The organism is Aminobacter sp. BA135 (genome assembly GCF_050859125.1).
Taxonomy (GTDB): Bacteria; Pseudomonadota; Alphaproteobacteria; order Rhizobiales; family Rhizobiaceae; genus Aminobacter; species Aminobacter ciceronei.
On record NZ_CP139572.1, the window covers coordinates 2332028 to 2352360 of the forward strand.

Annotated in this window: 19 protein-coding genes; 9 read left to right on the top strand and 10 right to left on the bottom strand. The window is 63.6% G+C overall.

All coding sequences use genetic code 11. The features are described from left to right. Window positions 1–78: 78 nt before the first annotated feature. Entirely contained in the window at window positions 79–2130 is a 2052-nt protein-coding gene (locus SLT36_RS11455) for an elongation factor G (RefSeq protein ID WP_432287533.1), read from the bottom strand. A 298-nt stretch (window positions 2131–2428) separates the two neighbouring features. Here SLT36_RS11455 and SLT36_RS11460 point away from each other — a divergent pair, with 298 nt between their 5' ends. Beyond that, complete coding sequence (locus SLT36_RS11460) at window positions 2429–4018, top strand: ABC transporter substrate-binding protein (protein WP_432287534.1); 1590 nt, start codon at window positions 2429–2431, stop codon at window positions 4016–4018. Between the two features lie 255 nt (window positions 4019–4273). Further along, window positions 4274–5464: an arsenite efflux MFS transporter ArsK gene (gene arsK, locus SLT36_RS11465; RefSeq protein ID WP_432287535.1), complete on the top strand. Its 1191-nt coding sequence runs from the start codon at window positions 4274–4276 to the stop codon at window positions 5462–5464. A 34-nt stretch (window positions 5465–5498) separates the two neighbouring features. Here the strand turns inward: arsK and SLT36_RS11470 are convergent, their stop codons facing one another. Continuing rightward, the gene (locus tag SLT36_RS11470) at window positions 5499–6413 is read right to left on the bottom strand and encodes a pyridoxal-phosphate dependent enzyme (RefSeq protein WP_432287537.1); all 915 of its coding nucleotides are present in this window, start codon (window positions 6411–6413) and stop codon (window positions 5499–5501) included. Window positions 6414–6619: 206 nt separating this feature from the next. Here SLT36_RS11470 and SLT36_RS11475 point away from each other — a divergent pair, with 206 nt between their 5' ends. After that, on the top strand, window positions 6620–7558 hold the full coding sequence (locus tag SLT36_RS11475; RefSeq protein WP_432287538.1) for an IS481 family transposase: 939 nt from the start codon (window positions 6620–6622) through the stop codon (window positions 7556–7558). Here the strand turns inward: SLT36_RS11475 and SLT36_RS11480 are convergent. Then, window positions 7555–8232: a winged helix-turn-helix transcriptional regulator gene (locus SLT36_RS11480; RefSeq protein WP_432287539.1), complete on the bottom strand. Its 678-nt coding sequence runs from the start codon at window positions 8230–8232 to the stop codon at window positions 7555–7557. The two genes, SLT36_RS11475 and SLT36_RS11480, sit on opposite strands and share 4 nt — an antisense overlap. 97 nt (window positions 8233–8329) lie before the next feature. Here SLT36_RS11480 and SLT36_RS11485 point away from each other — a divergent pair, with 97 nt between their 5' ends. Beyond that, window positions 8330–9823, top strand: coding sequence for an MFS transporter (locus SLT36_RS11485; RefSeq protein ID WP_432287541.1), 1494 nt, complete (start codon window positions 8330–8332; stop codon window positions 9821–9823). 158 nt (window positions 9824–9981) lie between these two features. On the opposite strand, the gene SLT36_RS11490 is transcribed toward SLT36_RS11485, so the two are convergent. Together SLT36_RS11490 and SLT36_RS11495 are read right to left on the bottom strand one after the other, a co-directional pair. After that, on the bottom strand, window positions 9982–10299 hold the full coding sequence (locus tag SLT36_RS11490) for a DUF3291 domain-containing protein (protein ID WP_432287542.1): 318 nt from the start codon (window positions 10297–10299) through the stop codon (window positions 9982–9984). A 149-nt stretch (window positions 10300–10448) separates the two neighbouring features. Continuing rightward, window positions 10449–10895, bottom strand: coding sequence for an Rrf2 family transcriptional regulator (locus SLT36_RS11495; RefSeq protein WP_192315163.1), 447 nt, complete (start codon window positions 10893–10895; stop codon window positions 10449–10451). Window positions 10896–11107: 212 nt separating this feature from the next. Here SLT36_RS11495 and SLT36_RS11500 point away from each other — a divergent pair, with 212 nt between their 5' ends. Continuing rightward, window positions 11108–12001: an NAD(P)/FAD-dependent oxidoreductase gene (locus SLT36_RS11500; protein WP_432287543.1), complete on the top strand. Its 894-nt coding sequence runs from the start codon at window positions 11108–11110 to the stop codon at window positions 11999–12001. A gap of 71 nt (window positions 12002–12072) precedes the next feature. Here SLT36_RS11500 and SLT36_RS11505 read toward each other — a convergent pair whose 3' ends face one another. The 4 genes from SLT36_RS11505 to SLT36_RS11520 form a co-directional block, all read right to left on the bottom strand. Then, window positions 12073–13959: an MFS transporter gene (locus SLT36_RS11505; protein ID WP_432287544.1), complete on the bottom strand. Its 1887-nt coding sequence runs from the start codon at window positions 13957–13959 to the stop codon at window positions 12073–12075. A 330-nt stretch (window positions 13960–14289) separates the two neighbouring features. Next, window positions 14290–14460, bottom strand: a complete 171-nt coding sequence (locus SLT36_RS11510) for a hypothetical protein (RefSeq protein WP_018428911.1) — start codon at window positions 14458–14460, stop codon at window positions 14290–14292. 125 nt (window positions 14461–14585) lie between these two features. Next, window positions 14586–14978 (bottom strand): hypothetical protein, encoded by a 393-nt coding sequence (locus tag SLT36_RS11515; protein WP_432287546.1) that lies wholly within the window; start codon window positions 14976–14978, stop codon window positions 14586–14588. Window positions 14979–15193: 215 nt separating this feature from the next. After that, window positions 15194–16396 carry a pyridoxal phosphate-dependent aminotransferase gene (locus SLT36_RS11520; RefSeq protein WP_432287547.1) on the bottom strand — a complete coding sequence of 401 codons (1203 nt, stop codon included), beginning with the start codon at window positions 16394–16396 and terminating at the stop codon, window positions 15194–15196. A gap of 280 nt (window positions 16397–16676) precedes the next feature. Here SLT36_RS11520 and SLT36_RS11525 point away from each other — a divergent pair, with 280 nt between their 5' ends. The 3 genes from SLT36_RS11525 (at window position 16677) to SLT36_RS11535 (ending at window position 19131) form a co-directional block, all read left to right on the top strand. Then, window positions 16677–17588 (top strand): EAL domain-containing protein, encoded by a 912-nt coding sequence (locus SLT36_RS11525; RefSeq protein WP_432287549.1) that lies wholly within the window; start codon window positions 16677–16679, stop codon window positions 17586–17588. Further along, window positions 17581–18417, top strand: a complete 837-nt coding sequence (locus SLT36_RS11530; RefSeq protein WP_432287551.1) for an EAL domain-containing protein — start codon at window positions 17581–17583, stop codon at window positions 18415–18417. The genes SLT36_RS11525 and SLT36_RS11530 overlap by 8 nt, the downstream gene beginning before the upstream one ends. 102 nt (window positions 18418–18519) lie before the next feature. Then, window positions 18520–19131: a glutathione S-transferase family protein gene (locus tag SLT36_RS11535; protein ID WP_067959727.1), complete on the top strand. Its 612-nt coding sequence runs from the start codon at window positions 18520–18522 to the stop codon at window positions 19129–19131. A 287-nt stretch (window positions 19132–19418) separates the two neighbouring features. Here SLT36_RS11535 and SLT36_RS11540 read toward each other — a convergent pair whose 3' ends face one another. Beyond that, window positions 19419–19628: a cold-shock protein gene (locus SLT36_RS11540; RefSeq protein WP_067959730.1), complete on the bottom strand. Its 210-nt coding sequence runs from the start codon at window positions 19626–19628 to the stop codon at window positions 19419–19421. Between the two features lie 333 nt (window positions 19629–19961). On the opposite strand from SLT36_RS11540, the gene SLT36_RS11545 reads away from it, so the two are divergent. Further along, complete coding sequence (locus tag SLT36_RS11545; RefSeq protein WP_432287552.1) at window positions 19962–20288, top strand: hypothetical protein; 327 nt, start codon at window positions 19962–19964, stop codon at window positions 20286–20288. The last annotated feature ends 45 nt before the right edge of the window (window positions 20289–20333 follow it).

Consider the following 20333-nt stretch of genomic DNA (forward strand, 5'->3'; position numbering starts at 1 on the left):
GCGCCGTCCCGGATGGGAGATCAAGAGAGCGTGAGGAGAGCTGCCGGACGACCCGCGTGGACCGCCCCGCTGCTGATCTCACGCGGCCTTGCCGCCCGACTGCATCGCTTCGTCGGCGAGGCGGCCGGTGAGTTCGGCCATGTGGTCGAACTCGGCGCGGTAGGTGGCGGCACCGGCGGTGGCTGAGCGCAGCTCGATGATCAGGTCGCCGATCTCCGATTGCGGCATCGTCGCCTCGACGACATCCCATCCGGGCCAATCGGTACGGGCGTCGTAGCCGAGGATCTGGCCGCGGCGCTGCGGCACCAATGCGATGATGCGCGCCGTGGCATCGGAGGGGGTGAAGATCTCGACCTTCATGACCGGTTCGAGCAGCACCGGCGAGCAACTCGGCATACCCTCCTTCATCGCGATCTTCGCCGCCATCTGGAACGCCATGTCGGAGGAATCGACCGAGTGATACGAACCGTCGGACAGGTTGATGGCGATGTCGACGACAGGGAAGCCGAGCGGGCCGGTCTTGAGGAAGTCGCGTGCGCCGGCTTCGACCGACTGGATGTATTGCTTGGGCACGACGCCGCCTGTGATGGTGTCGGTGAACTCGAAACCCGAGCCGCGCGGCAGCGGCTTGATCTCGATGACGACATCACCGAACTGGCCGTGACCGCCCGATTGCTTCTTGTGGCGGCCGCGCTGCTGGACCGATTTGCGAATGGTCTCGCGATAGGGCACCGCCGGCGCGTGGCCTTCCACGGCGATCTGATTGCGGCCTTCGAGCCGCTCGCGCAGCACCCTCAGATGCATCTCGCCATGGCCGGACAGAACAGTTTCCGCCGAGTCCTGGTTGTGGTGCAGGGTGAGCGAGGGATCTTCCTCGGCCAGGCGCTGGATCGCCGCCGACATCTTGACCTCGTCCTTGCGTTCCTTGGGACGCAGGGCAAAGGCATAGACCGGCTTGGGCGGTTCGAGAATGAACAGCGGCTTGATGCCGCCCTTGGCCGTGGTCAGCGTCTGGCCGGTCGCGGCATGTTCGAGCTTGCCGAGCGCGACAGTGTCGCCGGCGCTGGCGCCCGACTGCTTGGACTGGTCCTTGCCGAGCAAGCGGTAAATGCCCGAGACCTTCGAGGTGTCGGTGGCGTTGAGCCAGAGCTCCGTACCATCGGCGACCTGGCCGGACAGGATGCGCGACACCGACAGCTTGCCGGCGTGGGAGGTGTGGATGGTCTTCATCACCTGCACTACAGCGGCGCTGCCGTCGGATATGCCGAGGCGCTTGCGTGTCGCATCGATGTCGGGGGCGTCGTGGCGGATCGCCTTGAGCAGGCGCAGCGCGCCATTGCCCTTTTCGGCCGAGCCGATCAGCACCGGCGTGACCGCGCCGTCGCGCAGGTCTGCGGCAAGGTCGTCGAAGATTTCGTCTTTGGGCGGCTCGATCTCCTCGAGCAACTGCTCCATCAACTGGTCGTCATGGTCGGCGAGGGTTTCCAGCATGGCGAAGCGGGCTTCGAGTTCGCGCGCCTTGTCGTCGCCTGGGATGTCGGCGATCTCGCTCTCGGCATATTCGCGGTAGATGTAGGCGCGCTCCAGCGCGAGGTCGATCGAACCGACGACGACGCCGTCCTTGCGCAGCGGGATCTGCCGCAGGAGCAGCGGCGTGCGGCTGACCGGCTGCAGCAGCTTCAGCGTGTCGCGGACGCCGGCGGCTGCCTTGTCGATCTTGTTGAGGAACAGGATACGCGGCACGCCGAGATCGTCGAGCTTGCGCATGATCAACTGCAGGGCCGGGATCTTCTTCTCGTCGGGCTCGGCGACCACGACGGCGAGGTCGCAGGCGGCAAGGATGGGCTCGGCCTCGAAGGCGAACTCGACCGAGCCGGGGCAGTCGACGAAGGTGATGGCCTCGCCCATGAACTGGGTGGTGGCGAAGACCGCCTCGACGCTCATGGCATGCGCCTTGGCCTCGGCCGAGTGGTCGGAGACCGTGTTGCCGGAGGCGACCGGGTGCTGCTTGGAAATGGCGCCCGTGCGGGCGAGAAGGGCTTCGAGAAGTGTGGTTTTACCGCTGGCGAAGGGACCGACGATGGCGATGCACTTCGGTCCCGTGCGTCTTCCTCCGGCGCGACTACCCATGAGAGCTGACCTCCACTCAGGCATTTTTCCCTGAATGCGGCGGCCGGCCTGTTCGGCCGTCGCGGGCAAATTCGTCTGAGATCTTCCTCCCCGTTGGCGACATCGTCACACGGCTTTGAAAGCAGGGCAAGAGCCTTGCAAGGCAAGGGTTGATGCGGCGGCAGGAGAAAAGCCAGCTATTCCAAAAGCGCCATCAGATGTCGCGTCCGGCGGGCAGCGTGAGACGGCCCGCCACTCAATATTACGTTGGGGAACCATGACGACATCAAGTCGCGCCCATCTGGAGGAACGCAGTCCAATGTCTCGTGAACTCGACCATCTCAGCCGTCTCGTCGTCAGTGGACGGATGTCGCGCCGCGACTTTCTCGGCCGTGCCGCAGCCCTTGGAGTCACGGCCCTTTCGGCCAATACGCTGCTGGCCGGTGCCGCACATGCGCAAGCGCCGGTCAAGGGCGGCGTGCTCAAGGCCGGCATGGTCGGCGGTGCCGCCACCGACAGCCTCGACCCGGCGACATGGGCCAGCCAGGTGCCCTACACGCTTGGCCGCAGCTGGGGCGAGCAGATGCTGGAAGTGTCGCCGGCGGGCGAGATCGAGCCGCGCCTGGCCGAAAGCTATGAAGCCTCCGACGACGCCAAGACCTGGCATTTCAAGATCCGCAAGGGCGTGACCTTCCACAATGGCAAGGAGCTTACGCCTGATGACGTGATGGCGACGCTGGAGCGCCATGCCGACGCCAATTCGAAATCGGCGGCACTCGCCTTCGTCAGCCAGTTCGAAAGCATGAAGGTTGACGGCGACTATGTCGTCATCCAGCTCAAGGAGGCCAATGCCGACCTGCCTTACGTGGTCAGCGACTATCACCTCATGATTCAGCCAAATGGCGGCAAGGACAATCCGACCGAAGGCATCGGCACCGGCCCCTACAAGGTGATGGTCAACGAGCCGGGCGTGCGCCATGTCGGCGAGTTGAGCAAGAACTACTGGGGTTCCGACAAGCGCGGCCATGCCGACCAGATCGAGATCGTTGTGATCAACGACGCGACAGCGCGCACTGCCGCACTTCAGGGCGGCCAGGTCGATCTGATCAACCGGGTCGAACCGAAGATCGTCGACCTGATCAAGCGCGTGCCGGGCGTAGAGATCCGCAACGTGCCGGGCAAGGGCCACTACGTCTTCATCGCTCATTGCAACACCGCACCCTTCGACAACAACGATCTGAGGCTGGCGCTGAAATATGCCGTCGACCGCGAGGAGATGGTCAAGAAGGTGCTGAGCGGCTACGGCTCGATCGGCAACGACATGCCGGTGACCAAGGCCTATGCGATGTTCTCCGACGACATCGAGCAGCGCGCCTACGATCCTGACAAGGCGGCGTTCCACTACAAGAAGTCGGGTCATAGCGGCCCGGTGCTGCTGCGGACTTCCGACGTCGCCTTCCCAGGTGCTGTCGATGCCGCCCAGCTCTACCAGCAGAGTGCGGCCAAGGCCGGCATAACGCTCGAGGTCAAGCGCGAGCCGGGCGACGGCTACTGGTCGGAAGTGTGGAACAAGCAGCCCTTCTCGATGTCCTACTGGACCGGCAGGCCGACGCAGGACCAGGTCTATTCCATCGCCTATCTGTCCAAGGCCGAGTGGAATGACACCCGCTTCTTCCGCGACGATTTCGACAAGCTGATCCTGTCGGCGCGCGGCGAGCTCGACCAGGCTAGGCGCAAGGACCTCTACCGTCAGGCAGCCGTGATCCTGCGCGACGAGGGCGGCGTCATCGTGCCGATGTTCAACAACTACATCGACGCGACCGGCACCAAGGTCGGCGGCTGGGTCGACGATCCCAATGGCGAGCTGATGGGCGGCCATGCGCTGACCAAATGCTGGGTGAATGCATAGGCGAGGGCGCTTCGCCTGCTCCGGTAACGCTGAAGCAGGCGTTGTCTGCTGTTTGGACTGCGCAGGTTCTCTGGACGAAGCGCCCAACCTGCTTGCGGTTGGGTGGGCGCAGGCTTCGAACGTTGCTTCGATCACCGGCAAGGCTTGGCTTTTGCCAGGGCGCATGAGTTGTGCCAGGGCCTCACGCCGCTTGACCTGATGCGGCGGACATCGGAAGGAGGCGGCAGCAAAGACCGAGAACGAGCCGATTTCCCGATGACCGCCGTGCGTTCGCCGATTGCCGCCGTCATCGCGCTCGGCATCACCCAGATCGTCGGATATGGCACGCTCTACTACAGCTTTTCCATTCTTGCCCACGACATGGCCAAGGACTTGTCGTGGCCGGTCGAGTGGCTGTTCGGCGCGCTGTCGGCGGCACTGCTCGTCGGCGGACTGACCGCGCCCTGGCTTGGCAACTGGATTGACCGCTATGGCGCCGGCCGCATCATGACGGCCGGTTCGGCTGTCGCGGCCGCAGCACTCGTCGCCTGTGCGGCAGCTCCTGAAGCGATCAGCTTCGTCATCGCGCTGGTGGCGATCCAGGTCGCCTCGAACCTCGTCCAGTATGGCGCGGCCTTTGCGCTGCTCGTCCAGATATCGCCGCGCGACGCCCAGCGCAACATCACCTATCTGACGCTCATCGCCGGCTTCGCCTCGACCGCCTTCTGGCCAATCACCACGGCACTGCACGCGCAGATGTCTTGGCAGGCTGTCTATCTCGTCTTCGCCGTCCTCAACCTGGTCGTTTGCCTGCCGCTGCATGCCTGGCTGTCGTTTCGCCGGACGGGGCAAGGCCAGATTGCCACCGAGCCGCACCAACATGTCGAGGGTTCGCTTGCCGCTGCCGTGCGTCCACTCGGTTTCGCCCTGATGGTGATTGCGCTCTCGGTACAGAACCTGGTGAGCGCGGCAATTCTGGTCCACATGGTGCCGCTGCTCTCAGGCCTTGGGCTCGGCGCCACGGCTGCCGTCGTCGGCACGCTGTTCGGACCCGCCCAGGTGCTCAGCCGCTTCATCAACATGGTGGCCGGCATCAACCTCGCGCCGCTGACACTCGCGATCATCTCGGCGGTGCTGATGACCGCTGGCGTGGGTGTGTTGCTGGCAACCGCTCCGTCGATAGCGGGTGCAATGACCTTCGCCGTCATCTTCGGCATGGGCAATGGTCTGTTCAGTATCGTCACCGGCGCGCTGCCGCTGGCGCTGTTCGGCAGCGACGGCTATGGCCGGCTGCAGGGCCGCGCCATGTCGGCCCGGCTGATCGTCTCTGCCGTCGCACCCTTCGCACTGGCCTTCGCCATGGCCACCATCGGCATTTCCTGGGCGCTGTCCTTTACCACCCTGCTCGGCGTTGTCGCGCTGGCGATCTTCGTCGCCATCGGCCGCCTGGCCGCGCGCTCGCCCTGATAGGTCGTCGCGCACCAAGGCCGATGTCGAAGGATCAGGCAGTGTGCCACGCCTGCAACTGGGCCAACGACGCGGTGGCGCCGCCGCAGGCGATCATCAGTACGCGGTTGTAGCGCGAGAGCGCATCCATATGGCTGTAGGCGAGGGCAAGCGTTGCGCCGCAGGCCGGTTCGACCAGTACCCGGTGATCGTCGAGGAAGCGCAGGCAGGCCTCGACGGCGGTATGGTCGCTGACCACGACGCTGTCGACGGACTGGGTCTGCGTCACTTCGAAGGCGCGCTCGCTGACAATGCGGGCGCCGAGTGAGGTGGCGATGCTGGTAATGGCCGGCAACTGCACCCGCTGGCCGGCCTCCATGGCGACAGCAAGCGAGGCAGCGCCCTCTGTTTCGACCGCGATGATCGGGATATGCGCGAGGCTGTTGCGGGCCATGCCCTCGACGATGCCCGACATCAACCCGCCGCCGCCGACCGACAGGGCAACCGCGTCGAAGGACAAACCTTCCGCGACGACCTCGTCGATCATCGTCGCGTGGCCGGTCCAGAGCAGCGGGTCGTCGAAGGGGTGGATGAAGGCCGTGTCAGCATCGAGCGCCGACATGGCGCGTTCGTTGGCCTCTTGCCATGACGCGCCATGGACGATGACCTCCGCGCCCTCCTGGCGGATCAGCGCCTTGGCCAATTCCGTTGCCGTTTCCGGGACAAAGACCGACACCGGCATGCCAAGCCGGCGGCCGGCGTAAGCGACCGCGATGCCGGCATTGCCGCCGGAGGACGAGACGAAGCGGCGCTTGCCCGCCTTGGCATGATGTTCGCAGGCAGCACCTATGCCGCGAATCTTGAACGAGCCCGGTGGCTGCAGCGCATCCATCTTCAGCCAGATCGAGCGCCCGGCGGCGAGGCTCAGTGGCCGGGATTCGAGCAGCGGCGTGTTGATGTGCAGGGGCATGGAGTGGCGACCTCGGCGAAAGATGTCTGGTGCTTATGAGCCAAGTCCAGGACCTGCGCCAGCAAGCAGGTGCGGGGAACGACCAAGCCAGTGCCCTCAGCGCGCCGGCACGCCGCTAGGTGTCGAAGCTATGAAGGTTGTTCATTCGAGGATGGACTGAGAAGCTGGGGTTGCGAAGCCAACCAACCTTCAGTGGAGCTCCCCGAATGAACGTTCATAAGAATGCGCTTTTGACGCCTTCAGGTCGAGTGCTTTTGGTTCAACGCATTGAACAGGGCTGGAGCGTGCGGCGTGCTGCCGGTTCGGCCGGGGTTTCGGAACGGACGGCCTATCGCTGGCTCGGCCGCTACCGGGCCGGCGACCGGGTTCTGCACGATCGCAGTTCAGCGCCGCACCGCTGCCGGCATCGGCTGGCAGCCATGCAGGTGTCTCGGATCGAGCAGTTGCGCCGCCAGCGTATGACGGGGCCGGCGATTGCCCGGTCCTTGGGCCTGGCGCGCTCGACGGTGGGCCTGGTGCTGCGCCGGCTGGGACTGAACCGGCTGGCCTGGCTTGATCCCCGGCCGCCGGTGCTGCGCTACGAACGGCAGCGGCCGGGCGAACTGGTCCACATCGACATCAAGACCCTGGGCCGCATCGACGGCGTTGGCCACCGGATCACGGGCCAGCACCAGGGCCATCATCGCGCCCGAGGCATCGGCTACGAACACCTGCATGTCGCCATCGACGATGCCTCGCGCCTCGCCTATGTCGAACTGCTGCCAAGCCTGGGCCGGGAAGATGCCACCGGTTTCCTCAACCGGGCACTGGCCTGGTATGCCAGGCTGGGCGCCAGGGTTGAGCGGGTGATGACCGACAACGGCTCGGCTTATCGCTCCAAACTGTTCGCCCAGGCGCTCCAAGGTGCTGGTGCCCGCCACATCCGCACCAGGCCCTATACCCCGCGCACCAACGGCAAGGCCGAGCGCTTCATCCAGACTTCGCTGCGCGAATGGGCCTATGCAAGGCCATACGCCTCATCGAACGAACGCGCCAAGGCCATCCACCACTGGGCAGCCAACTACAACCTGGAACGCCCACATTCCGCCCTTGGCGGCATCAGCCCGTTCCAAAGACTGAACAACCTTCTTGGAAACGACAGCTAGGGCGCCAGGCCGGGCGCTGCCGACGGCATCGGGAATGCCCGCAGCAGCTTGGCCATGGCCGACATGTCGCCGGTGATCCTGGCATCGCCCGCCTTCACCGCCGCTGCGACGGAGACGCCGCCGAACAGAATGCTGTCGAGAACGCTTGAGGTGCCGGAGAACATGGCTCGGGCTGACTTCGAGGCCTCGTCGCCGAACTGGATGTCGAAGCCTTCAGCTGTGCCGGAGACGACAGCCGTGCCGTCCGGCATGTCGAGGCAAACGCAGAAGCCGCCGTCGTCTTGTGGCCTGTACATCGCCCGCATGGCCAGCAGCAACCCGGCCCGGCTGATCGGCAGGCCCTGTTCCAGAAACGGCGAACGGGCGCCCCATTTGCCCAGAGTGACGATGGTGTCCTCGAGCTCGCTGCCCCACTCGGTCAGTTCATAGATCCAGGATGCGGCAGGCGGCGGCAGCTTGCGCCGGCGCACGATGCCTGTTGCCTCCAGCGCCTCCAGGCGCTGGGTCAGCACGTTGGGGCTGATGGTGCGCAGGTCGGTGCGCAGGTCGGTGAAGCGCTTGGGCCCGAAGAGCAACTCGCGGACGACAAGCAGCGCCCAGCGCTCACCGATCAGGTCAAGCGCATGCGCCGTCGCACAGCCATCGTCGTAGCTTCTGCTCTTTTCAGTTCTCATTCAAAACCATGTAGTTGCTTTTTAGGAGTAGTTAGTTCACACATATCCACATTGTCACGCGCGTACCTGTCGATCAAGCGCTCCAGGAGAGGCGAAGATGGAAGAGCATGGCGATTTGCCCCGGGCGGGGCGCCGTGAATGGTTGGCGATGGCGATCCTCGCCTTGCCGTGCCTGCTGTACTCGATGGACCTGACGGTGCTGAACCTCGCACTGCCGGAGTTGGCGGCCGATCTCGACCCGACGCCAGCTCAGCTGTTGTGGATGGTGGACATCTATGGCTTCATCCTGGCCGCCGCGCTGATCCCGATGGGCGTCGTCGGCGACCGCATCGGCCGCCGGCGCCTGCTGCTGTGGGGCGCATTCGCCTTCGGCGTGGCGTCTCTGATCGCTGCCTTCGCGAGCTCGGCGCCGATGATGATCGCGGCGCGCGCGCTGATGGGCATTGCCGCAGCGACGCTTGCGCCGTCGACGCTGTCGATGGTGCGCAACCTGTTTCCGCACCCCGAGGATCGCAGCAAGGCGATCGGCGTCTGGATCGCCAGCTTCTCCGCCGGTGGTGCCGTCGGTCCACTGGTTGGCGGCGTGCTGCTCGAATATTTCTGGTGGGGATCCGTGTTCCTGATCAACCTGCCCATCATGGCCCTGCTTCTGGTTCTTGGCCCGAGGATGCTGCCGGAAGCGCGCGACGGCGCGGCGCCACGCCCCGACGTCGCAAGCGCGCTCAGCTTGCTGGTGGCGGTGCTTGGCCTGGTCTATGCCATCAAGAAGGTGGCGATGGACGGCTGGAGCGGCGAGGCCGGTCTCGCGCTGGCAGTGAGCATTGTTGCCACGACATTGTTCCTGCGCCGGCAGCGGCGGCTCGCGGTTCCGTTCCTCGACCTCGATATGTTTGCCTCGCCACGCTTTTCGGCAGCGCTGACCATCAACATTCTCGGTTTCTTCGTTGCCTTCGGCATGTTCCTGCTGATGGCGCTGTATTTCCAGCTCGGCCTCGGCCTGACGGAATTGCAGGCCGGACTGGCCTCGGCGCCGTCGGGCGTGGCGTTCATCGCCGGTGCGATTGCGGCACCGGCGATTGCATCACGCCTCGGCACGGTTGCGTTGATGGCGCTCGGTTTCCTCGTTGCAGCCGGTGGCTTCGCGCTGGCGGGAGTCGCGGCCGCCAGCGGCGATCTCACGCTGATGATTGCGGCCTACTGCCTGTTCTCGCTTGGGCTGGCGCCAGTCTTCACCATGACGACCGACGTCATTGTCGGCTCGGTGGCGGCATCACATGCCGGTGCCGCCGCCGGCCTGTCCGAGGCCAGCACCGAACTGGGCGGTGCATTTGGCATCGCCGTACTCGGCAGCCTGCTGACGATGCTCTACCAACTGGCGCTTGTGGACCATCCGCAGCTTGCGGCGTTGCCAATGAACGCAGCACTTGGGCCGGACAATGCCGGTGTGCAGATCGAGGCGGCGCGCGATGCCCTGGGACAAGCGCTCAAGGTCGCCGCATTGCTGTGCAGCGCGATCGCCATCTGCGGCGCCGTGCTGACCGTGCTGCTGCGTGGCCGCGGCGGGCTGCAGACCGACACGCAAGTCGGCTGAGGGGCCGGATGCCCAAGGGTTGCTGCCCAACGACAGTCGGTTCGGCAGCGCTACTTTCGCCAGCCATATCCTCGATCTGACGATCCGGATCCTTGAAGCGAGATCAGCCGCTCCCAAGCTTCAGCAAAGGTTGGTCTGACGTTGCCATTCTCAACGTATCAGATGACCAGCTGAGGCTCATCTATCTTCTCGAACCATTCGGAGGTTCGCTTGAGGTAGATGCCATGCAGTGAGTTGAAGGTGTAATCGTGGAGATCGTCCAGGCTCCTCCAGAGCGAGACAGTTGCGGACATGCGATTGTCGAAGCCGCAGGCCTTCGTTTCCGCAGCTATTGCGTCATCAGCTATCCGCCACAGGAACCCAGGGTGAGCTTCTGCCAAGCGGTAGACGTCTCCAAGGCCGTCCATAAATTCATTCAATCGCGGATCGTCGGCCGGGTACTTCAGTCGCCCCCAATTCATCTGCGCTATTGCCATTGATGGCTCCTCCCAAGACCCCGGATTCTATCGGCGTGATGAGAACCCGTTGTTGCTGGAGAGAGAATTTCATCGTCGGTTTGGTGAAAGCTCGTTAACCGTCAGCTTGCGGATGATCGTGGCCTGCAGCGAGATCGCGAAGAAAGACCCTAAAGGTGCTCCATCGTCAGCCTGCCGTTTGCGACCTTCGCCGCGCCCTCGGCCAGCTCCGCCAGCGTGACCTTGCCGAATTTGGCCAAAAGGATCGCCTCGGCCGCGTCCATCGCTTCGGCGAGTGAGGTGTTGACCGCCTGCTCGATGGTGCAGCTCGGGTTGTCGCCGGCGAGGCCGATGGCGAAGAGCTGTGGGGTGCCTAGCGCCTTGTGGATGTCGAGCAGCGTGATCTCCTCCAGCGGTCGCGCCAGCAGCCAACCGCCGCCATGGCCCTTCTCCGAGCGGACATAACCCTGATCGCGCAGGCCGGCCATGGTCCGGCGTACGACCACTGGGTTGGTGCCGAGCATGATGGCGATTGCGTCCGAGGTCGCGGTTCCCTCGTGGTGCTGCATGTGGATCAGCACATGCAGCATGCGGGAGAGGCGGGTGTCGGATCTCATCGTGCTGTTCTTTCGGCTTTTTGGCGTGGTTCAGCTCGCTGCCGGCGTCTGGTCAGGCCTAACAGATAGTCGGTCACGCAACAACAGGAGTTGCGTGAAGCTTGACGACCACAGTCATGTAACATATGAAGTGTCGTGAAAGTGCGAAAGGCTCTTCGACCCGCTGGGGAAGCGCAGCGCGACCACAGGGTCGCTTCAAAGGATTTTTGGCCATGGACTACGACGTCATCATCGTCGGCGGCAGTTATGCGGGCATGTCGGCGGGCCTGCAGCTTGCCCGCGCCAGGCGCAAGGTTCTGGTCATTGACGCGGGCGAGCGGCGCAACCGCTTTGCCATGCATTCCCATGGCTTCCTCGGCCAGGATGGTCGCGGGGCGGGGGCGATCGCCGCCGAGGCACGCGAGCAGCTCGAGCGTTACCCTACCGTGACGTGGGTCGAGGGCAGGGCAGAGGGCGCGCGGCGGATCGAGGGCGGCTTCACCGTCGATCTCGGCAATGGTGATGCGGCGAGCACCAGGCGATTGGTGCTGGCGGCCGGGGTCTCCGACAGCCTGCCCGAAATCCCCGGCCTGCGCCAACGCTGGGGCAGATCCGTCTTTCATTGTCCATATTGCCATGGCTATGAGCTGAACCAGGGCCGGATCGGCGTGCTCGCCGTTTCGGAGCACTCCATGCATCACGCCCTGATGCTGCCCGACTGGGGCACGACGACGCTGTTCACCAATGGCGTGTTCACGCCCGACGCCGAGCAGCTTCGGCAGCTTGCTGCGCGCGGCGCGACGGTCGAGGCGGCACTCGTCCGCGAGGTCAGGGGCGAGGGCGCCGACCTCGTGCTCGACGATGGTCGGATGTTTGAACTGGACGGGCTGTTTACCATGCCCAGGACATCGCTTCAGATCCCCTGGGTCGAACAGCTGGGCTGCGAACTGGAGGCTGGGCCGATGGGCAGTTTCGTCAGGACCGACGCTATGAAGCAGACGACGGCGAAGGGCGTGTTCGCATGTGGCGACATTGCGCGGGCGGCAGGCTCGGTGGCGCTGGCAGTGGGCGATGGCGCAATGGCAGGGGCTGCCACGCACCGCTCGCTGATGTTCGAGGCTGACTGAAGGGTCGGACCAGGAAAAGAAAAAGCCCGGCAGGTTTGCACCTGCCGGGTTTTTCTTACTGGTGCCGCGGATCAGTCCTTGGCGTTGAGGTTGGTGCCCAGCGTGTCCTTGACGAAGATCACACCGATGATCAGCGTCATTGCGGCAATCGCGATCGGGTACCACAGGCCGTAGTAGATATCGCCGGCCGCGGCACTCATGGCGAAGGCGGTTGCAGGCAGCAGGCCGCCGAACCAGCCGTTGCCGATGTGGTAGGGCAGCGACATGCCGGTGTAGCGGATGCGGGTCGGGAACATCTCGACCAGGATTGCGGCAATCGGGCCGTACACCATCGTCACGTAGACGACGAGGATGAACAGGATCGCGACGACCATCGGCTTGTTGACGGCAGCCGGATCGGCAACCATCGAGAACGAGCCGCCGCCGGGGATGTTGAAGAAGCCGACTTCAGGTGCACCGGCTGCTTCCTCGGCGGTCACAAGCTTGTCCTTGATCGCCTGTTCGGTTGGCATGGTTGCCTTTTCGCCGCCGCGGATCGCGGCTGCGTCGAGCTTCAGCTCGGGGTTGGCAGCGACAAAGGCGTCCAGCTTCTGGTCGGCAACCTTTGCGGCACCACGGACCAGCGGATAGCCGCCGTCGTGGAGAGCGATATTGACGGCCTTGACGAAGGCAGCGTCGTTCGCCTTGGCGGCATCGCCTGCGGCGATGGCGTCATAGGAGGTGACGGTTGCTTCGCCGATCTTGACCGTGGCAGGGGTGCCGGCAGCCGCCGTGGTGACGACGTCATAAGGAACCGAATTGCGGGTCAGGAACGACGTCGCGATATCGCAGGAGGTGGTGAATTTGGCGGTGCCCACCGGGTTGAACTGGAACTTGCAGTCGCCAGGAGCGGCAGTGACGGTGGCACGAACGTTCTGCTGGGCAGTGGCCAGTGCCGGGTTTGCGGCCCAAGTCAGCGCCTTGAACAGCGGGAAGTAGGTGACGATGGCGAGCGCCAAGCCGGCCATGATGATCGGCTTGCGGCCGATCTTGTCCGACAGCCAGCCGAAGAAGACGAAGAAACCGGTGCCGAGCAGCAGCGAGACGGCGATCATGATGTTGACCGCCTGTGCGTCGACCTTGAGCACGTTTGTCAGGAAGAACAGCGCGTAGAACTGGCCCGAGTACCACACCACGGCTTGGCCGGCGGTGAGGCCGAACAGTGCCAGCAGCGCGATCTTGGCGTTCTTCCACTGGCCGAAGGCTTCCGACAGCGGCGCCTTGGAACCCTTGCCCTCTTCCTTCATGCGCTGGAAGGTCGGCGATTCCGACAGCGACAGACGGATCCACACCGAGATGCCAAGCAGGATGAACGAAAGCAGGAACGGAATGCGCCATCCCCAGGCGGCGAAGTCTTCCTTGCCGAGCGAGGTCTGGACGACCAGGATGACGACCAGCGACAGGAACAGGCCGAGCGTCGCCGTAGTCTGGATCCACGAAGTGTAGTAGCCGCGACGGTCGTCGGGCGCGTGCTCGGCGACATAGGTCGCAGCACCGCCATATTCACCGCCGAGTGCCAGGCCCTGCAGCATGCGCAGCGCAATCAGGATGATCGGAGCGGCGATGCCGATGGTGGCCGAGCCGGGCAGCAGACCGACAAAAAAGGTCGACAGGCCCATGATCAGGATGGTGACGAGGAAGGTGTATTTGCGGCCGACGAGATCGCCGATGCGGCCGAAGACCAGCGCGCCGAACGGGCGAACCAGAAAGCCTGCCGCGAAGGCGAGCAGCGCGAAGATGTTGCGGGTGGCCTCGGGATACGAGGCAAAGAAAGTCGCGCCGATGAAGGCCGCGAGTGAACCGTAAAGATAGAAATCGTACCACTCGAAGACGGTACCGAGCGACGAAGCGAAGATGACCTTCTTCTCCTCTCGCGTCATGCCGCGCCCACGGGCGCCGGCTGTTGCCGAAATTGCCATAGATGTCTCCTCCCAGAGTGCCGGCGGCAAGGGCCTGGAGAGCAATCTCCGCGCGAATCCGCCTGACCTAACGACGCCGAATTGATAACGTCGCAAGATGGGCATTATCCATCGCTGCTTTGGGATTATGACTTTGGTCGTAGAAGCAAGCGCGAAGTCATCACGGGCTTTTTTGCTGCGTTGCAAACGACGATGCGGGGCCACGTCGAGAACAGGCTGAAAGCGGAACTTGCCGGTTTGCCAGCAAAGAAAGCCTGAGAGGTACGCGATATCTGGCTGATGCTGCCCGGCGCCAAGTTGCGCGCCGGGCAGGGTCGCGGGGAAGCGGACTCAGGCGGCCCGTTCTTCCTTCTCGACGAGGTAGCCGCGATCGCGCAGCCACCTTGCAATGATGATCTCGACCATCGACGACACCGAGCGGTGGTCGTCCTTGGCTGCCTTGACGAGCGCTTCCTTGAGGTCGCGTTCGATGCGGAATCCGAGTGGATGGGTCTTAGACATGATGATTCCTGAGACTGTTTCGGGAATGTCCCGGAGGGGGCAGATGTGACCAGCCGTGGCGGCGAGCTTGATGCTGTAGCCGCTGCCGACCGATCATGCGGCGCAGGTGGGGCGCGTTGCGCCGTTCAGGCGCGAACTGGCGGCGCGCGCGGCTCGCTGGTTCGGTAGCGCAGGAAGCTGAAAAGCGGGTCGATGGCCAGCGAACCGCTGGTCAGGTCGACAGCCGGAAGGGCGCTGGTGACGCGCAGCAGGGCGCTGTCGTCGCTGCCGTCCCCGTTCAGTTCGGCAAGGGCAAGGCACGTATCACTGCAGGCGGGAAGTGCCCCGGGATCATCGTTGACCCGATAGGTGCCTTCGCCGACCGACAGATTTGCTTCAGGATGATAGCCCGCCGCGTGCGCATGGGTCGATGCAACCGAGACGCTGAGCGCAGCAAAGAGCGGTAGCAACAACAACAACAGGCGTGAGAGCAGACTTCCGCTCCTTCGCCCCTGCTGCTGCTGTCTGCGCTGATACAATTGCTGCCTCTGACTGCCTCTGCACGCATCCGCCGGCAAGGGCGGATATAGTTACTTTAGAGTAACAGATTGTACCGGCACGGCAATATGCAAATGTATGATAGCGTATGAGATTTAGAAGGTTTCTGTTGGTATCTGCATACAATTAAAAGTTGCTTTATGCAACCGGCAAAGGAAACCCGGCCGAAGCCGGGTTCCCTTCCCGCCTTGGGTGGTCAGACGAGTGATGCGGTGAAGCGCTGGATGCGCGTGCAGGCTTCCTCGAGCAGCTGTTCCGACGTGGCGTAGGAGATGCGGAAGTTCGGGCCGAGGCCGAAGGCCGAACCGAACACCACCGCCACGCCTTCGGCTTCGAGCAACTCGGAGCAGAAGGTCTCGTCGCCGTCGATGACCTTGCCGCCTTGCGTCTTCTTGCCGATCAGGCCGGCGCAGGACGGGTAGACATAGAAGGCGCCTTCCGGCGAAGGGCAAGAGATGCCGCGCGCCTGGTTGAGCATCGACACGACGAGGTCGCGGCGGGCCTGGAAGATCGCCTTGTTCTTGGCGATGAAGTCCTGCGGGCCATTGAGCGCTTCGACCGACGCCCACTGGGCGATGGTGCAGGCACCCGAGGTTTGCTGGCCCTGGATCATGTCCATCGCCTTGATCAGCGCGACGGGACCGGCAGCATAGCCGATACGCCAGCCGGTCATGGCATAAGCTTTCGACACGCCGTTCATCGTCAGCGTGCGGTCATAGAGTGCGGGCTCGACCTCGGCGATGGTCTTGAAGACGAAGTCGCCATAGGTCAGGTGCTCGTACATGTCGTCGGTCAGCGTCCAGACATGCGGATGCTTGAGCAGGACGTCGGCGATGGCGCGCAGCTCGGATTCGGTGTAGGCGGCACCTGACGGGTTCGACGGTGAGTTCATCAAAAGCCACTTGGTCTTCGGCGTGATCCTGCGCTCAAGTTCCGCTGCCGTCAGCTTGAAGCCGTTGTCGATCGACGTTTCGGCGAACACCGAGGTGCCGCCGCAGATCGCGACCATCTCGGGATAGCTGACCCAGTAGGGACGGGGGATGATGACTTCGTCGCCGGGGTTCAGCGTCGCCATGAAGGCGTTGAACAGGATCTGCTTGCCGCCTGTGCCGACGATCGTCTGCTCCGGCTTGTAGTCGAGATTGTTTTCGCGCTTGAACTTGGCGGCAATGGCCTCGCGCAGCGGTGCGATGCCGGAGACCGGCGGATACTTGGTCTCGCCGCGGCGGATCGCTTCGATCGCTGCATTCTTGATATTGTCCGGCGTGTCGAAGTCCGGCTCGCCTGCGCCGAGGCCGATCACGTCACGGCCGGCATTTTTCAGCTCGCGCGCTTTCTGCGTGACCGCGATGGTCGCGGAAGGCTTAACGCGGGAAAGGGCATCGGCAAGAAAGGCCATGACTTCAGGTCTCCGGTTCGGAAAGGGAGCGGTCGCTCGACCGCCTCTTCGCATTCAACGGAATGCGCGGCGCTGTAATGTCGCATGACGCAAGGAATCGCAAGCGGATTGACGTTTGCGGGGCCACGGATGTGCTGGTCCAGAGAGCGGCGGAAGCTGTGCACAAACAGTCGGCTGGGCGGCGGTCGTTCAAGTTTGAGACATTGCGTTAACCGCCGATCAAATCTTCGATGAGATTTTGGCGGGGCAATTTCGCAGCTTTCCGGAAATAGGACGGACCGTGTCGAAGAGCATCGGGCTCGCCCAAATCATCCGGCACGACGACGGATCTGCGTCCGGCGTCTGGGGCGTGCATGCCCTGCGCAGCGCGTTTCAGCCGATTTACACCTTTCAGTCGGGCCGCTTGCTGGTCACCGCCTTCGAAGGGCTGATCAGGCCGTTTCGCGGTACAGAAGCCGTACCGCCAGGCATCTTCTTCGCCGCGGTGGAAGGCATCGAGCGGCTGCATGTCGAAACGCTTACCCGCACGCTGCATTTGTTGAACGCGGCGGTGTTCCTGCCCAAGGAAGCGTCGATCTTCATCAATTTTGATCCCTCGGTCTTTCTCGACCGATCGATCTCGGAGCATGCGCTGCGCGACATGCGCCAGGTGCTCAACGAAACCGGCATCGATCCGCGCCGCATCGTCTGCGAGGTCACCGAGAAGAAGCCGGCCTCGGAAGAGGCGCTGTTCGAATTCGTCAGGGCGCTGAAGGCGAGCGGTCTCCGCATCGCAGTGGACGATTTCGGTTCGGACGAATCCGACATCAAGCGCATCCGCGACATCAAGCCTGACATCGTCAAGTTCGATGCCCACTGGATCAGCCGACTGATGGAATCGGGCGCCGGTTTCGCGCTGCTCAAGGAGATGGTGGCCAATTTCGAGGACAAGGGCATCCGTACGGTCTTCGAAGGGCTCGAGGAAAGCTGGCAGCTGCAGCTGGCCGAGCGTTCCGGCGCTTCGATGGTGCAAGGCTTCGTTCTGGCCCTGCCGGAAATCGTGCCCGCGAACTTCTCCCAGTTCGAACCGGTGGCGCCCGAAGTCGCGGGAGGCCATCGGGCGGAGCGTCTGCCCGCCGGTTTTGCCGATGCGGTTGCAGTGCGCGCGCCGCGACCAGGCCGAAGCTTCGGCAAGAGGACATTACATGAGTGACTTGGTTTTCGGGTTTGGCGCGTTGCCTCGGGACTTGGTGGCAAGGATCGCCGCCGACGAAATTGGCCTGGAATCCGGCGTTCACGGTGAGTTTCGCCTGCGTTGCGCGATCCAGCCGATCTTCCGGCATGAAGACGGCCGCCTGACGCCAGTCGCCGCCGACGCCCAGGTGGTGCCTTATCGCGAGGGACGGCCGGTCGCGGTTGGCGAATTCCTCGCCGAGATAGCCGATGAGGAACGCGCTATCGTCGGACGTGTCTGGGCGGTGTTGCCGCTCGCCAACGCCCACAATATGGGCGTCAAGGGGATCGCGCTGCTGTTCAGGCAGGACATCAATGGAGATGCCCCCGATCTCGACGACCTGGGTTTCATGGTCCGGCGCCTCAAGGGCGAAGGTTTCGAGGCGTCGCAACTGATCTGCGAGATCGGCGGCGACGAAAAGCTGGCCTGCGAACTGCGGGCGCTTGGAATGCGTGTCGCTCTGGGGCAGCCAGGCTCGGCGCAGCATGACGTCGACGCCGTCAAGCGCGTGCTGCCCGACATCGTCAGGCTCGATCGCGCCTCGTTCGAACGCTTCTGCGCCGACGCCGCGACCGGGCGGCTGCTGCGTCCGGTGGTGTCGGAACTCAAGACGCTTGGTGTCGACGTGCTCGTTGAGGGCATCGACAATGAGAGCCGCCTGGAAATTGCGCTTGGCGCCGGTGTCGACCTGTTCCAGGGCGATCTGCTCGAGCCTGCAAAGCTGGTCGGCAGTGTGTTTGCCGAAGGGGCGCGCGAAACGTCGCAATATCGTCGCGGCGAATGCGTGGTGGTGCCGCTGTTCGGCTGATGCGGTACGAAAGATCATCAAAGCTGATGCCTCGCAGCAGAACAATTCGCTGGATCGACTCACCTTAGGGACGATAATCGCTGACCAAACGGGGTGAACGCGATGATCACGATCTATGGAATGAGCGACAGCGGCAACAGCTACAAGCCGCGGCTTTTGATGGCCAAGCTCGGCCGGCCGTTCCGCCATGTCGAGACCAGCTCGCGCGACGGCTCCACACGTACGCCCGCTTACCTCGCCAAGAACGCCAATGGCAAGGTGCCGCTGCTCGAGCTCGACGATGGCCGCTTCCTTGCCGAGTCCAATGCGATCCTGCTCCACATGGCCGAAGGGACACGACTTTTGCCAGCAGACGCCTACCAGCGGGCGCTGGTCTTTCAATGGCTATTTTTCGAACAGTACAGCCACGAACCCTTCGTTGCTGTCAGGCGGACGATGTTCCTCTACCCCGAGCGCGCCGCCCAGGCGACGCCGGAGCGCATGCAGGCTTTGCTCGACGGCGGCAACAAGGCGCTTGGGGTGATGCAGGTTCAGCTCGAGAAGACGCCGTTCCTGGCCGGAGATGCGATGAGCGTCGCCGATATTGCACTCTATGCCTACACCCATGACGCGACCATCGGCGGTTATGACCTGGATGCGTTCCCTGCGGTGAAGGCCTGGCTTGCCCGCGTGGCAGCGGACGAGGGCCATGTGCCGCTGACCTGGCTGCCCTGAACGCCTGATCCTGAAACGCAAGAAGGCCCGAAGATGCGATTCTTCGGGCCTCTTTCTATGACGTCGAGGCGAGTTTCGAGCCGCGACCCTGTCTGCGCAAAAAGAAAAAGGCGGGGTGTGACCCCGCCTTCCGCTGTCAGCAGCTGATCCTGGATCACCTGACCCGGGCTCACGGCAATCTGCCGCATCGTCCTTCGGGTCAGAGATTCCGGCGCGCTTGTCGCGCAGCCGCCAGTACATCCGTGACTTGCATCGCGATTGGAGCTTTCGCTCCCGCGCGCCTTAAATCAGACTGCCTTGAGCTGGCCAGCCGACGAACGGCCCGTGCGACGGTCCTGCTCGATTTCGAAGCTGACCTTCTGGCCGTCGGCCAGCGAGCCCATGCCCGAACGCTCGACAGCCGAGATGTGGACGAAAACGTCCGCGCCACCTGCGTCGGGCTGAATGAAGCCGAAGCCCTTGGTTGCGTTGAACCACTTAACGGTGCCAGTAGCCATATTGAATATCCTTGTCGTTTGCAGTTTTTCTTGACCAAGCGAGCATGCCCAGTCGTGGTATCGAGATTTTGGGGAGAGACGTCTGCAAACGCGAGAGTGTCGCGGGGCACGGATCTGTCGGCCGAAATATCAACGTGCCGGATATAAGGGCAAATGGCCGCAAGCGCAAGCCCTTGCAAATAGTGGCGCTTGAAACCTGCCTCAATTGCCATGCAACCATGGCGGGCGCAGGGTGTTATATTGCCTGGCGCCCATGGCATTGCGAGCGATGCAAGATGAGGCGCTGTAACGTTCGGCCGGCGCCAGCCGTTGCGCGAAGTCCGGGAGGTTCTCATGAAAGCCATTTTGCTTGCCGCGTGCCTGACACTGATGGCAGCCGAAGCGCAGGCCGTGTCGCGCTACGTATCGACGAAAATGAGCTGCGCCCAGACGCAGAGCGTCGTGCGCAACCAGGGCGCGGTGATCCTGCGCTGGACGTCGCCGACGTCGGGCGTGCCGCGTTATGACCGCTACGTCGCCAATGACCATTTCTGCTCGGCCGGCGAGGAGGCGCAGCGGGCATATGTGCCGACCGCCGACGCGCGCTCCTGCCCGGTCTACAATTGCAAGCGAATCGAGCGCGACTTCTTCAAGCGCCGGTTGTTCCCGCTGCGCCACTGACCCGCTCGCGACCCGTCTTTGCTAGTGCAGAGCGTTGAGCTCGTA